Origin of the sequence: Halomonas sp. A020 (genome assembly GCF_027943625.1) — a bacterium.
Taxonomy (GTDB): domain Bacteria; phylum Pseudomonadota; class Gammaproteobacteria; order Pseudomonadales; family Halomonadaceae; genus Vreelandella; species Vreelandella piezotolerans.
In genome coordinates this window covers 1-12,898 of sequence record NZ_AP022850.1, presented here as the reverse complement: position 1 = coordinate 12,898, position 12,898 = coordinate 1, and the positions used below count along the sequence as shown (strand labels likewise).

Below are 12,898 nucleotides of genomic sequence, written 5' to 3'. Positions count from 1 at the left end.
GTGCGTGTTATGGCAAAGTCGAGGTATCAATTTATATACAATAATTGTACTGTATAAGTTATTATGTCCATGTATTACGGCGTAGCGTGGCATAGCCAGCACGCAGCGAGATGGATAGATGAAACGGAAACACGATTTACCGCAAAAAGACTGCGTTCAATGCCAGCGCCCATTTACTTGGCGGAAAAAATGGGCGCGCTGCTGGGACGAGGTGCGCTTCTGCAGCGAACGTTGCCGTCGCGAGGCCAAGCAGCACAGCACGCCGAGGAGGCAAGAGCATGAACAGCACGACTGACATTGTCTGGCTGCAGGATAATCTGCGTGTCGCCGACAACCCCTTATTACATTTCGAACACTGCCCACATCAGCTACTCTGCCTTTACGTGCTCGACCAGCGTTGGCTCCAGGCGGCCGTGCCGGGTGAAAAGACGCCTAGGCTAGGACCAGCGCGTTTGCGCTTTTTATGGCAAAGCTTGATGGAGCTTCGCGGAGAATTGTTGCGCCGAGGTAGCGACCTGTTGGTGCGCATTGGCGACCCGGCAGCGGTCGTCGTCGAACTGGCTACCTCGCTTGATGCGCGTGAAGTCCGAGTGGCTGAACACTCAGGATGCGAAGAGTCGAAGAACATCACTCGCGCGGCTGCCGGTTTGCCCGATAGTTGCCGACTTTACCGTGCAGATAGCGGTTATTTGATCGACGCTGCTGCGCTGCCGTTCGAATTGGACGCGTTGCCATCCAGTTTTTCCGCGTTTCGTCGCAGTGTAGAAAAACAGTGTGAAATACCGCCTCCCTTACCCGCGCCGGTCACCCTGCCAGGCTGGCCTGACGGTGCGCCACGCGGTTTCCCACCGTTGAGGTCGGTGTGTGAAACCAGCGCCGCTTGGCAACCCGATAATCGTCAGGGGTTCGTATTCGTGGGCGGCGAGTCGGCAGCGAACGATCGTTTACAGCACTACTTATGGCGTCAAAACGGCGCGGAGTCTTATAAGAAAACGCGCAATGGCCTGCTAGGCGCCAACTTCTCCACGCGCTTTTCTCCGTGGCTTTCCCGTGGCTGCCTATCAGCCCGCCAAGTGAATCACGAAGTAAAAGCGTGGGAGGCCGAGTTCGGTAGCTGTGAATCAAGCTACTGGATCGTCTTCGAACTTTTATGGCGCGACTATTTTCATCGCGCTGCGCAGCTTGAAGGTGCGTCACTGTTCGGCCGTGATTCGCTGCCCGCTGCGAATGCGGCTTTCGATACGTGGCGTAACGCCGATACCGGTGTCCCCTTCATTGACGCTGCCATGCTCGAACTCAGGCGTACTGGCTGGATCTCTAATCGGGCTCGACAAAACGTCGCGAGCTTTTTAGTCAAAGATCTTCAGGTCGACTGGCGGTTAGGGGCTTGGTGGTTCGAACACTGCCTGATCGATTATGACGTGGCCAGTAACTGGGGCAACTGGCGCTACATTGCCGGAGTGGGACGCGATCCGCGGCAGGATCGCTACTTCAATGTATTGAAGCAGGCAGGCCACTACGACCCGAAAGGGCTTTACGTGGCCTACTGGTTACCTGCTCTCGAATCGTTGCCTTATGGATTGGAGCGCCACCAGCCCTGGCGTGTGGCACCTTCTCAATTCAAGCAGCCTTGCGTGTTGCCGGACGAGTGGCAGCGCTGGTTGATTGCTGCTACCGAATTCGAAGAAACGGATGAGTAACGATGGCGCGAATGGAGTCTGAAAAACGCTTGGCATGGAGCTTAGGCTTGGCCGGTCTGCTGCCGTTCATCGGTGGCGGCCTCGCCGCTTGGTGGGCACCGCCTGTCTGGCAGGTCAGTGCCATCTATGGCTTTACTTACTACAGCGCCGTGATTTTGTCGTTTTTAGGGGGCATTCATTGGGGCAGTGCGCTTCAAGTGCCCCGTGACAACAACGTACGGCGGCTAGTACTGGCCATGGTGCCTAGCCTGATAGCGTGGCCCGCTTTGCTATTCAACACGGTGACCGGGCTTTGGGTGTTGTTGGCAGGGTTTCTGTTGATGGGAGGCTACGATATTAGCCGGGAAGGGCGCGAAGGCTTTCCCAAGTGGTATCTGATCCTGCGCTGTGTGCTAACGGTGAGTGTGGTGATGCTCCATTTTGTGGTTTTGGGGCGCTTGTCTCTCTGAGGCTGGTAACTCGTTTATTTCTGAGCCATCATCAGCCTCACGCTAAGGATTGCCAAGAGATGAATACTATGACGTCACGCCCCAGGTCATTGAAACGTAATGGTTCGATACGTACCCGCCGCCACCTGCTGTGGCCACTGTTGGCCGCTGTTACTTTATACGTCCCTGCTGTGACGGCAAGCCCCCAGCTCATGACGGAAGTCGACGCCCGCGCCGCAGAGCAGGTGCGCTATGGCAACTTCAATGAGTGGCTCGGCGAGTTCCGCCGCTATGCCGCCAGCCAAGGTATCAGTGAGGCCACGCTTGCGTCGGCGTTCGATGGGATTCGTTACCGGGAGCGGGTCATCGAGCTAGATCGTTACCAGCCAGAATTCGTCCGTGCCATTTGGCAATATTTAGATAGTGCTGTGTCGCCAACGCGTATCGACAATGGACGAGAGACGCTGGCGCAGCACCGCGAGACAGCGCATATGATGCAGCAGCGCTACGGTGTCCCCGCCGAGATCATCGTAGCGATTTGGGGCGTGGAGAGTAATTACGGCAGCAATTTTGGCGATTTCTCGACACTCGAATCCCTCGCGACGCTGGCCTACGATGGCCGCCGACGAGAGTTCGCCCGGGGTGAGCTGCTGGCGGCCCTGCGCATCATCGACCAAGGGGACATTGCCGCCGAACAGATGAAAGGCTCCTGGGCGGGGGCGATGGGGCATACCCAATTTATCCCCAGCAGTTTCGAAGCCTACGCGGTGGATGGCGATGACGACGGGCGGCGCGATATTTGGGGCAGTATTCCCGATGTCATGGCGTCGACGGCGAACTATCTTGCGCGCGCTGGTTGGCAGGCAGGCCAACCCTGGGGTGCTGAGGTCAGGTTACCCGACGACTTTGACTACTCGCAAACCGACCGTAAGAGCAGCGCCGAATGGGCTGCACAAGGTGTGCGTGCCGTTCGGGGTGAGCTTCCCTCTTTCGATAGCGCTGCGGTCATCGTCCCGGCTGGGGCGAGTGGCCCTGCGTTCATCGTTGGTCCCAATTTCCGCGCGATTCTGCGCTATAACAATGCAACGAGCTATGCACTAGCCGTGGCGACGCTGGCCGATGCCATTGCCGGACGCGATGGCATCGCGCAGTCATGGCCCCGGGATGAGGCACCTTTGACGCGTGACGATGTCAGAACGCTCCAGCAGCGCTTGAACGATGCCGGTTACTCGGTAGGTGTCGCGGATGGCATCATGGGGCCGAATACCCAGGCGGGTTTGAGGGCTTTCCAGCGCGACCAGGGGATCGTTCCCGATGGCTTCGCCACTCAATCGCTGCTGGAGCGGTTACGTTAATGTTCAATCGTCGATGTTTCACCAAGGATGAGTCGAGATGGTAAAAACTGGCTTAGGAGTATGGGGTGCCAGCGTGCTGGCCAGCACGCTACTGTTGGGAGCGACTGCACAGGCAGAGGACGCTCAAACGCAAGACAACGTCTTCGGCTGGGTCGAAAATGCCTATATCGAGCCCTGGGGCATCGCGGTCAAAGCCAAGCTGGACAGCGGGGCGTTGACCTCTTCTCTGGATGCCCGAGACATTGAAATGTTCGAGAAAGAGGGTGAGGAGTGGGTGCGCTTTCGTTTGAAGCTGGAAGATCAAGAGAGCGGTGACACCTTTAGCGACCAAATCGAGCGTCCTCTCTATCGCGAGCAAACCGTGCGCGGCGCCGGGGGGCGTGACGAGCGCCCGGTGGTGCTGATGGACGTGTGCATGGGGGATACCATCTACGAGGAGCAGTTTAGCCTGCGTGACCGAGAAGAGATGATCTATCCGCTACTATTGGGGCGTCGTACCATCAGCCACCTGGGCTTGCTGGACGTACGCAATACGTTTCTACAGGAACCCGAGTGTGGAGAAAACGCTGCGTACGTTCCCCACGACCCAGAAGACGACCAGTCTTGATCCTTTATTAGTCAGGTAGCACTCAAAACAGCCGTGACAGCAGCGCGGTGACGGCTGTTTCGACGCGTAGGATGCGCGGTCCCAAGTGCATGCCCTCGCAGCCTGCCTGAATCAGTTGCTCCACCTCCCAAGGAATGAAACCACCTTCAGGACCGACCAGTAGCAGAGTGGGTTCATCCACGTCGCGTGGGCAGGCGTTTTCCATTCCCGGGTGAGCGACTAGCCCGCGACGTTCGCTCAGTAGTTGCGGGAGCTGGCCTTCTAGAAACGCTTTGAAGCCCTTGCACAGCGTCACATTGGGCAGCAGGGTATCTCGTGCTTGCTCGAGGCCCAGCACTAAATGTTGATGAATCTTGTCAGCCCTTAGCTCCGGTGATTGCCAATAGCTCTTTTCTACCCGTTTAGTATGCAGCAAGGTGATCTCTTTGACGCCCAGCGCCGTCACGTGCTCTAGCGTTCGCGCTAACATACGGGGGCGCGGCAAGGCCAGCACGAGGTGAACGGGCAGGGCGGGGGGCGCCGATTCACAAAGATCCTCCAGCGCAAAGAGCGCTTCGTGTTGACTGAGTGTTATCAGCGAGGCTTTACCCATGGCGCCGCCCTGAATGCCCACCGTCAAGCGGTCGCCCTGTTGGGCACGGTGTACGTCGTGTAAATGGGTCAAGCGCCGCGCATCGGTAATGCGCGCGTGGTGAGCGTCGACCTCGCTTGGGTCTAGCAGTATCAAATTCATAGTCGTCGTCTATTGGTCCAAGGAAAGGCGTGCTTAACACCACGAATCCGCTAAGCTGGCTTGCATGGGCGCGTGTTGCAGGCACAATAGCAGCAACGGCGACAAAAGCCTTTATCGCGTTTAAGGAGATGCGCTGTGCGCGTAATTCGTAAATATGCCAACCGCAGGTTGTACGACACCCAGCAGAGCCGTTATGTCACGCTCGAGGACCTGCGCCGTTTGATCATTGAAGAAGAGCCGTTTCGCGTCGAAGATGCGAAAAGCGGTGAAGATCTAACGCGCACCATCCTGCTATCGATCATTATCGAACAAGAACAGGCGGATAGTGAAGCCGAAGTGTTTTCCAATGACCTGCTGGCGCAGCTGATTCGTGTGTACGATATGTCCTCTCCACTGCCGCTGGCACGCTACTTGGAGCAGGGCACGCAGCTAATGCTAGAGCAGCAAAAGCGGATGCAGACCCAGTGGCAGCAGGCCATGCGCCACTCGCCGATCGAGTTCATGCGTGAATTGGCCGAAGAGAACATGCGGTTTTGGCAAAACGCGCTCAACCAGCCTACCCAGACGGACGATGACGAGACATCGGACAAGCGTTCCTAAGGCCACGGGGTGGTACGTTGTGGCATAATGCCGCCCATCGACGCTCTCCCGTTTAAGAAGGATACCCATGAAAGTTTTGATGATCGGTGGCGGTGGCCGCGAACATGCCCTGGCGTGGAAACTCGCCCAGTCCAGTGATGTCGAGCAAGTCTTCGTCGCGCCTGGCAACGCAGGGACCGCAACGGAGCCCAAGCTGACCAATGTGGCCATTGGTGTCACCGACCTAGAGGCACTGGTCGCGTTTGCTCAGCAAGAGCAGATTGCCCTGACCGTCGTTGGCCCAGAAGCGCCGCTCGTCGAAGGTGTCGTCGACCGCTTCCAAGCCGCCGGTTTGACGATTTTTGGCCCCAGCCAGCGCGCCGCCCAGCTCGAAGGCTCCAAGTCGTTCACCAAGGACTTTCTGGCCCGTCATGACATTCCCACCGCGGCCTACCAGACGTTTACGGCCGTAGAGCCTGCGCTAGCGTATTTGGCTGAGATGGGCGCGCCGATCGTGATCAAAGCCGACGGCTTAGCGGCGGGTAAAGGGGTCATCGTGGCCATGAGCGAAGCGGAAGCCGAGGCGGCGATTCGCGATATGCTCGAAGCCAATGCCTTTGGTGATGCGGGCGCGCGTGTCGTCATCGAAGAGTTTCTCGACGGCGAAGAAGCGAGCTTCATCGTCATGGTAGATGGCGAAAACGTCGTTCCGATGGCGACCAGTCAGGATCACAAGCGCGCCTACGATGGCGACACGGGCCCCAACACGGGCGGCATGGGCGCCTACTCCCCTGCGCCGGTCGTCACGCCCGACGTCGATGCGCGGATCATGGAGCAGGTCATTCTCCCCACCGTGCGCGGTATGGCCGCGGAGGGGAACGCGTATACCGGCTTCCTGTATGCGGGGCTGATGATCGATGCGCAAGGCAATCCCAAAGTCATCGAGTACAACTGCCGATTTGGTGACCCGGAAACCCAGCCGATCATGATGCGCCTTACCTCCGATTTGGCGGCGCTCTGTTTGGCTGGCGCAAAAGGCGAGCTGGCCGGAAAGCAGTGTACGTGGGATTCCCGTGCCGCCGTGGGCGTGGTGCTGGCCGCGGGTGGGTATCCCGGTAGCTATCGTAAAGGCGACGTGATTCACGGCTTGGACGATGCCGAGCGGGCGCAGTGCAAGGTCTTCCACGCGGGGACGGCGCAAAATGCAGAAGGTGAGATCACTACGGCCGGTGGGCGCGTGCTGTGTGTCACGGCCTTGGGCGACAGCGTCTCGGCGGCTCAGCAGCAGGCGTATCGAGGGGTTAGCGCGATTCACTGGGAAGGCGTCGAGTTCCGCCGTGATATCGCCTTCCGCGCCATTGCGCGGGAGCAGTAAAAAGCGACTTTTCCCGGTCATATCGTCACCCGACAAGGAGTAAAGCAATGGAGCGTGTCTCGCTGGACTTCCCTTTGGCAGCGGTCATTCATCGCCATTCGCTGACGGTGCGGGTGACGGATATGAATTATGGCCGCCACTTGGGGCACGATGCCCTGGTGTCGCTGCTTCATGAAGCGCGGGCGAAGGCCTTTATGGCCTTGGATCTGCCGGAGTGGGATATGCACGGCTACCCCAGCGTGGTCGTGGATCTCGCCGTGCAGTATCAACAGGAGGCGCGCTTTCCTGACGCGCTGGTCATCGAAACGGCGGTGCCCGAGCCCGAGGGCAAAGCGTTGACGATCTATCAGCGGGTCATCAAGGCAGATACAGGCGATGTCGTAGCGACCGCGCGAGTCAACAAGCTGCTACTGGACCTGGCGGTGGGGCGGCCGGTGGCGATTCCCGATGCGCTAAAGCAAACGCTGGCGGATGCCCGGGGGGGATAAATGTCGCGAGAATATCCCATCATCGCGGTGACGGGCTCGTCAGGGGCGGGGACCACGACCGTCCGCCGCAGTTTCGAGCGCATGTTCCTCCGTGAAGACGTGCATGCGGCCATGGTGGATGGCGACGCTTTCCACCGCTATACCCGCGATGATCTCAAACGTATTTTCCGCGAAGAGCCGGAGCGTAAGGACGAGCTGTCTCATTTTGCCGTCGAGGCCAACCTGCTCGACCGCTTGGAAGGCCTGTTCATCGAGTACGGAGAGCACGGTACCGGCACGTTTCGGCACTACATTCACGCGGAAGACAAGCAGAAAATCGAGGCGGGTTATCGCGTAGGCACTTTCACCGAGTGGCAGTCACTGCCCTGCGGTACCGATCTGCTCTTTTATGAAGGGTTGCATGGCGGCTTGGTGACGCAAGAGTACGATATTGCCCGTCACGTCGATTTGCTGGTCGGCGTGGCACCGACGATGAACCTGGAGTGGATTCAAAAGATCGACCGTGACACCAAACTGCGCGGCTACTCTCAGGAAGCGGTCATTGATACCATTTTGGGGCGTATGGATGATTACGTGCGCTATATTCAGCCGCAGTTTTCGCGTACCCACATCAATTTCCAGCGGGTGCCCACGGTCGATACCTCCAACCCCTTCGAAGTGCAGGATATTCCCACCGATGCCGAGTCGTTCGTGGTGATTCGTTTTCGTGACCCGTCGACGGTGGATTTTCCATGGCTGCTGGCGATGATCCAAGATTCTTTTATGACCCGTCCGCATACCCTGGTGGTGCCCGGTGCTCGTATGTCCTTGGCGATGGAGCTGATACTCGCACCGCTGGTTCGCCACCTGCTATCGCAGCGCCGTTTTCGCTAAGGCGGCGCTGCTCGACCGACCATAAACGCGCCAAACGTAAGGAGGCTGCGATGGAGTGCCTATTCTGTAAAATCATTAACCGCGAGATTCCGGCAGACATCGTGTTCGAGGATGAGCACGTACTGGCGTTCAACGATATTAACCCCCAGGCGCCAACGCATCAGCTCATCATTCCTAAAAAGCACATCCCAACGCTAAACGATATCGAAGCAGACGACGTGGCGCTCGTAGGTCGCTTACAGCACACCGCGGCACAGCTCGCCAAACAGCAAGGCTTCGCGGAAGACGGCTATCGAGTGGTGATGAACTGCAATGAGATGGGTGGGCAGACCGTCTACCATATTCATATGCATCTACTGGGCGGTCGTGAGTTTACTTGGCCTGCGGGGTGAGACGTTCGTCAGACACGTTTCCATCGTCATAAAAAAGCCCTGCATGAGCAGGGCTTTTTGCGTCGAGGAGCACGACGTTAGGCGTCGATACGCTTGTACTTCATGCGCTTCGGCGTGTCGTTACCGACGCGTTTTTTGTGGTCCTCTTCGTACTCGGTGTAGTTACCGTCGAAGAACACCACTTCGGAATCACCTTCGAACGCCAAAATGTGCGTGGCGATTCGATCCAGGAACCAACGGTCGTGAGAGATCACCATCGCGCAGCCGGGGAAGGCGAGCAACGCCTCTTCCAGAGCGCGCAGCGTTTCGATGTCCAGGTCATTCGAGGGCTCATCCAGCAACAGTACGTTAGCCCCCTGTTTCAGGGTCTGCGCTAGCTGCAGGCGACCCCGCTCACCGCCGGACAGCTCATCCAAACGTTTTTGTTGGTCGTTGCCCTTGAAGTTGAAACGGCCCACGTAGGCGCGTGAGGAGACTTCATAGCCGTTGATATTGAGAATGTCCTGCCCGTCTGACACGGCTTCCCAAACGGTCTGTTTATCGTCTAGCGCATCGCGCAACTGCTCGACGTAAGCGATGTCGACGGTTTCACCGATCACCACCTCACCGGCATCCGGCTGTTCTTTACCGGTGACCAGCTTGAACAGTGTCGATTTACCCGCGCCGTTACCACCCACGATCCCGACGATGGCGCCAGGGGGGATGGTGAAGGAGAGGTCTTGGTAGAGCAGCTTGTCATCGAAACGCTTGGTGACGTTGTGGAACTCGATCACCTTGTCACCCAGGCGCGGGCCAGGCGGAATGTAGATCTCGTTGGTCTCGTTACGCTTCTGGAAGTCGCCAGACTGCATTTCTTCGAAGCGGTTAAGGCGCGCTTTGCTCTTCGCCTGGCGGCCTTTGGCATTGCTGCGCACCCATTCGAGCTCTTGCTTGATGGCTTTCTGACGAGACGCTTCTTGCTTCGCCTCTTGGGTCAGGCGCTGCTCTTTCTGCTCCAGCCACTGGGAGTAGTTGCCTTCGAACGGAATGCCCTGCCCACGGTCAAGCTCGAGAATCCAGCCCGCAACGTTGTCCAAGAAGTAGCGGTCGTGGGTGATTGCCACGACGGTGCCATTGTAGTCGTGCAAAAAGCGCTCCAGCCAAGCCACGGACTCTGCATCCAGGTGGTTGGTGGGCTCGTCGAGTAACAGCATGTCAGGGCTGGAGAGCAGCAGACGACAGAGCGCCACACGGCGACGCTCACCGCCAGAGAGGTTGCCGACTTTGGCCTCCCACGGCGGCAGGCGTAGGGCTTCGGCGGCCACTTCTAGTTTGCGCTCGATATTATGCGCGTCTGCCGCTTCGATGATGTTCTCCAGACGTGCTTGCTCGCTGGCAAGGGCATCGAAGTCCGCGTCAGGTTCGGCGTAAGCGGCGTATACCGCATCGAGCTTTTCCTGTGCTTCTTTGATGGCACCCAGCGCTTCTTCGACGGTATCACGGACGTTTTTCTCGTCATCTAGCTGCGGCTCCTGGGGCAAATAGCCCACATTGATACCGGGCATCGGACGAGCTTCACCTTCAAACTCTTTATCGACACCGGCCATAATGCGCAGCAGCGTGGATTTACCGGCACCGTTCAAACCCAGCACGCCAATTTTGGCGCCGGGGAAGAACGAGAGCGAAATATCCTTGAGAATTTGCTTTTTGGGCGGCACGACTTTGCCGACCCGGTTCATGGTGAATACGTATTGCGCCATGGAAATCCGTTAGGTTGTAGTAAAAGCGAGACCAGCAAGAGGCTGGCTTGGTGCACAGATGATAGTGCCCCGCGCGGCTAAAGGCCAGTAAACCCGCGTTGCAAGAGGCGCCCAAAAAGAAGGGCACGTCTAGGTGCCCTCCGGGTCATCATTACTCTTCTTCGTCCCAGTCGTCTTCGATCGCCCGCTGCAGGCGACGCTCTTCCAGCCACGCTTCTACTTGGCGACGTGCACGCAGGGTATCCGCTTTACTGGGTTTGCTTTTACCATAGTGGTCGTCGTTGACGGCATCCACAGTGTCGAAATCGTCTGCGTCAAGACCGTCGTTGGTATAGGTGTCACGATTTAAGGGGTCACGGCTCATGGTATGCCCTCCAACCCAAGCCGGCGCACCGGCATCACAACGGCTTCTTACGCTATAGGAAAATGCGTAAAAAGCGCCTAACGCTCATTAAGCGCCTAGGCGCTATATAGCGCCACTGGGTTGGAAGTTCAAGCGTTTTTGACGCATGTGTCATGATTGTGGCGTGGGAGCGGTCTCTAATCGTCTGAGTATTACTTATTCTTGTCGGTGCGATGACGGTGAGACGTTACTCTGCGTGCTCCTGCTGCTTTTTCAATTCTGCCAGGGCTAGCTGCGCTTCGACACGCTCCGTTACGTCCTTTTGCACCCCGATGTAGTACATCAGCTTATCGGCTTCATCGTATACCGGGGTGATGGAGAGTTCGTTCCAAAACATCGTGCCATCTTTACGGTAGTTACGTAGCACTTCGCGGGAGGGGCGACCGTCCTGCAGTGCCTCACGTATCGACATGAGCGCATCCTGATCGCGATCTTCGTTTTGTAGAAAGCGGCAGTCGCGATAGAGGATTTCGTCTGCACTGTAGCCCGTCAAACGCTCGAAGCCTTTGTTCACGTAAATCAGAATGTTTTCGTCACCTTCCTGCTCTGCAACGACAATGCCATCTTCAGAAGCGTCAACAATGCGTTCGAGTAACTCCGGGCTTATCAAGGGAGATCGTTTCATCAATGGGTTCCTGTTGCTTCTCGTCTTTCTCCGCCATGGCGCTGTGCGTCAGCGCGGGGCGCTCTTTAGTGCAGGACGATGCCGTCTTTAACACCATCAAACAAAAATAGGATAGCAAAAAAACAGCTAGCCACCGTGATTTGCTGACCATCATGGCGAGCGTCGATCGGCTTTGCAATCGGCAATATCACTCCGCTTCGGGGAGTCGGTGCGCGCTAAGCATGGCGCCGAGGGCTATCAACGCCAAAATCACCAGCAGCATAGCGCTGCCTAACCACTGTGCCAATGCGCCAATCATGCCACCAACGATGAGCATTAGCACACCAGTAAAGGTATTGGAAAGCGCAACGTATAGCGCTCTATTGTCTTGGTTAGCGATGTCGACCAAATACGTTTTGCGCCCCAAGCGCACGCCGTGGTGAACCACCACCAATAGAGCGTAGACACCCGCATAAGGCAGCACGCTCTGCGTCCAACTGCCTGGCAACCAGGCGATCAGAGCTGCCAGCAGGCAACACATAGCCGTGCCGATGGCCGCGTCGCGCATGACCCGACGGCTGGAGCGGTCCGCTCTTTTTCCCCAGATGGGGCTTGCCACCATCGCGGCCAATCCCGACACCACTACCAAAATGCCCAGCCCGCCCAGCTCGGTGCCACTTTGCTGCTGCCCCAGCAGTGCCAGGTAGGGCAGGGCGAGCGCGCTAGAGAGCAGCAGCGCACGCGCCACGTTGAAGTGAAGAAACGTAGTGTCTTCGCGCATTAGAGACATGCCGAGTTTGATGCTATCCCAGGCGTTTTCACCGCCTTCCACGGCGCCTGGCACCTCTTTGATGCGCGCAGCGCACAGCGAGTTGATCAGCCACCCCGCTGCGGCCACGCTTAGCAGAATGGCTAAGGCAATATTCCCGGGACGGTCGCCAAAGAGGACTAAGACACCCCCGGCTATGAGCGTGGCGGCACCGGCGATGCTGCCACTCCAACCCATCAGCGTACCGCGGCGGCGTTTGGCAATGGTTTTGCCGAGCACGTCTTTCGTAGCAATTGACGAGAGTCCGCGCGCTAATGACAGCATGACGAGTACGGCCAGCACCAGCCCGCCGCCAAGTGCTCCGTGGCCGATCAAGGCAAGCAGTGCTAACAGGGCGGCGGCCACGGCCTGAAGAGTGGCCCCCGCGACCCACACCCATTTACGCTGGGGCTTCAAACGAATGAAGCCGGCGACGAACAGTTGGGGGAGCAGGGCGCCTGCCTCGCGGATGGGAACGAGTAACCCCACCATCCAGACCGGTGCGCCGATGATGCCCAGCAGCCAGGGCAGGACCAGACGAGCGCTCGAGAGTTCGTCGGCGAGTTTATTGCCCAGCGATGCCAACAGGTGAAGAAAAAAGTTGCGCGGCTGTTCCTGACAAGCGCCGTCAGGAATGTCGTCGCACATCCGGCTGTCGTCATCGCCAGTAAGCCACTCATAAAGCTGCGTTTGTGAAACATCCGGTTGGGCCATCATCGGTTCCTTGGCGGTTTACTCATACAAGATGACAGAATACCCTCAGGATGCCACATAATGCTGGCAAAAGGGGTTAGTCAGCGCCGCTGCGCAGTAA

Annotated in this window: 15 protein-coding genes; 10 read left to right on the top strand and 5 right to left on the bottom strand. The window is 57.8% G+C overall.

The window, feature by feature from the left end; translation table 11 throughout:
* Positions 1 to 118 precede the first annotated feature (118 nt).
* The 5 genes from FRH_RS00075 to FRH_RS00055 are packed head-to-tail and all read left to right on the top strand — an operon-like array spanning position 119 to position 4,090.
* Positions 119 to 295 carry a DUF2256 domain-containing protein gene (locus tag FRH_RS00075; RefSeq protein WP_139526829.1) on the top strand — a complete coding sequence of 59 codons (177 nt, stop codon included), beginning with the start codon at positions 119 to 121 and terminating at the stop codon, positions 293 to 295.
* Positions 279 to 1,700 (top strand): DASH family cryptochrome, encoded by a 1,422-nt coding sequence (locus FRH_RS00070; protein ID WP_153843758.1) that lies wholly within the window; start codon positions 279 to 281, stop codon positions 1,698 to 1,700. Before FRH_RS00075 ends, FRH_RS00070 begins: the two co-directional genes overlap by 17 nt.
* Before the next feature lie 2 nt (positions 1,701 to 1,702).
* Complete coding sequence (locus FRH_RS00065; RefSeq protein WP_153843757.1) at positions 1,703 to 2,149, top strand: DUF3429 domain-containing protein; 447 nt, start codon at positions 1,703 to 1,705, stop codon at positions 2,147 to 2,149.
* Positions 2,150 to 2,208: 59 nt separating this feature from the next.
* Positions 2,209 to 3,483: a lytic murein transglycosylase gene (locus tag FRH_RS00060; RefSeq protein WP_231125650.1), complete on the top strand. Its 1,275-nt coding sequence runs from the start codon at positions 2,209 to 2,211 to the stop codon at positions 3,481 to 3,483.
* A 37-nt stretch (positions 3,484 to 3,520) separates the two neighbouring features.
* Positions 3,521 to 4,090 carry an ATP-dependent zinc protease gene (locus tag FRH_RS00055; RefSeq protein ID WP_139526835.1) on the top strand — a complete coding sequence of 190 codons (570 nt, stop codon included), beginning with the start codon at positions 3,521 to 3,523 and terminating at the stop codon, positions 4,088 to 4,090.
* A gap of 22 nt (positions 4,091 to 4,112) precedes the next feature.
* Here FRH_RS00055 and FRH_RS00050 read toward each other — a convergent pair whose 3' ends face one another.
* Positions 4,113 to 4,823, bottom strand: a complete 711-nt coding sequence (locus FRH_RS00050) for a 16S rRNA (uracil(1498)-N(3))-methyltransferase (RefSeq protein WP_239286459.1) — start codon at positions 4,821 to 4,823, stop codon at positions 4,113 to 4,115.
* Between the two features lie 135 nt (positions 4,824 to 4,958).
* Here FRH_RS00050 and phaR point away from each other — a divergent pair, with 135 nt between their 5' ends.
* From phaR to FRH_RS00025, 5 genes are all read left to right on the top strand, one after another.
* The gene (gene phaR / locus FRH_RS00045) at positions 4,959 to 5,423 is read left to right on the top strand and encodes a polyhydroxyalkanoate synthesis repressor PhaR (protein ID WP_139526839.1); all 465 of its coding nucleotides are present in this window, start codon (positions 4,959 to 4,961) and stop codon (positions 5,421 to 5,423) included.
* Positions 5,424 to 5,490: 67 nt separating this feature from the next.
* Positions 5,491 to 6,777 (top strand): phosphoribosylamine--glycine ligase, encoded by a 1,287-nt coding sequence (gene purD, locus FRH_RS00040; RefSeq protein ID WP_139526841.1) that lies wholly within the window; start codon positions 5,491 to 5,493, stop codon positions 6,775 to 6,777.
* 47 nt (positions 6,778 to 6,824) lie between these two features.
* Entirely contained in the window at positions 6,825 to 7,265 is a 441-nt protein-coding gene (locus FRH_RS00035; protein ID WP_139526843.1) for a thioesterase family protein, read from the top strand.
* Positions 7,266 to 8,138, top strand: a complete 873-nt coding sequence (locus FRH_RS00030) for a phosphoribulokinase (RefSeq protein ID WP_139526845.1) — start codon at positions 7,266 to 7,268, stop codon at positions 8,136 to 8,138. It begins immediately after the preceding gene.
* Between the two features lie 50 nt (positions 8,139 to 8,188).
* Entirely contained in the window at positions 8,189 to 8,530 is a 342-nt protein-coding gene (locus tag FRH_RS00025; protein WP_139526848.1) for a histidine triad nucleotide-binding protein, read from the top strand.
* A 77-nt stretch (positions 8,531 to 8,607) separates the two neighbouring features.
* On the opposite strand, the gene ettA is transcribed toward FRH_RS00025, so the two are convergent.
* From ettA to FRH_RS00005, 4 genes are all read right to left on the bottom strand, one after another.
* Positions 8,608 to 10,269 carry an energy-dependent translational throttle protein EttA gene (gene ettA / locus FRH_RS00020; protein WP_139526850.1) on the bottom strand — a complete coding sequence of 554 codons (1,662 nt, stop codon included), beginning with the start codon at positions 10,267 to 10,269 and terminating at the stop codon, positions 8,608 to 8,610.
* Positions 10,270 to 10,420: 151 nt separating this feature from the next.
* A complete protein-coding gene (locus FRH_RS00015) occupies positions 10,421 to 10,633 on the bottom strand; it encodes a hypothetical protein (protein ID WP_139526852.1) in 213 nt (70 codons plus the stop codon).
* Positions 10,634 to 10,859: 226 nt separating this feature from the next.
* Complete coding sequence (locus FRH_RS00010; RefSeq protein WP_139526853.1) at positions 10,860 to 11,297, bottom strand: PAS domain S-box protein; 438 nt, start codon at positions 11,295 to 11,297, stop codon at positions 10,860 to 10,862.
* Positions 11,298 to 11,484: 187 nt separating this feature from the next.
* On the bottom strand, positions 11,485 to 12,798 hold the full coding sequence (locus tag FRH_RS00005) for an MFS transporter (protein ID WP_239286461.1): 1,314 nt from the start codon (positions 12,796 to 12,798) through the stop codon (positions 11,485 to 11,487).
* Positions 12,799 to 12,898 lie beyond the last annotated feature (100 nt).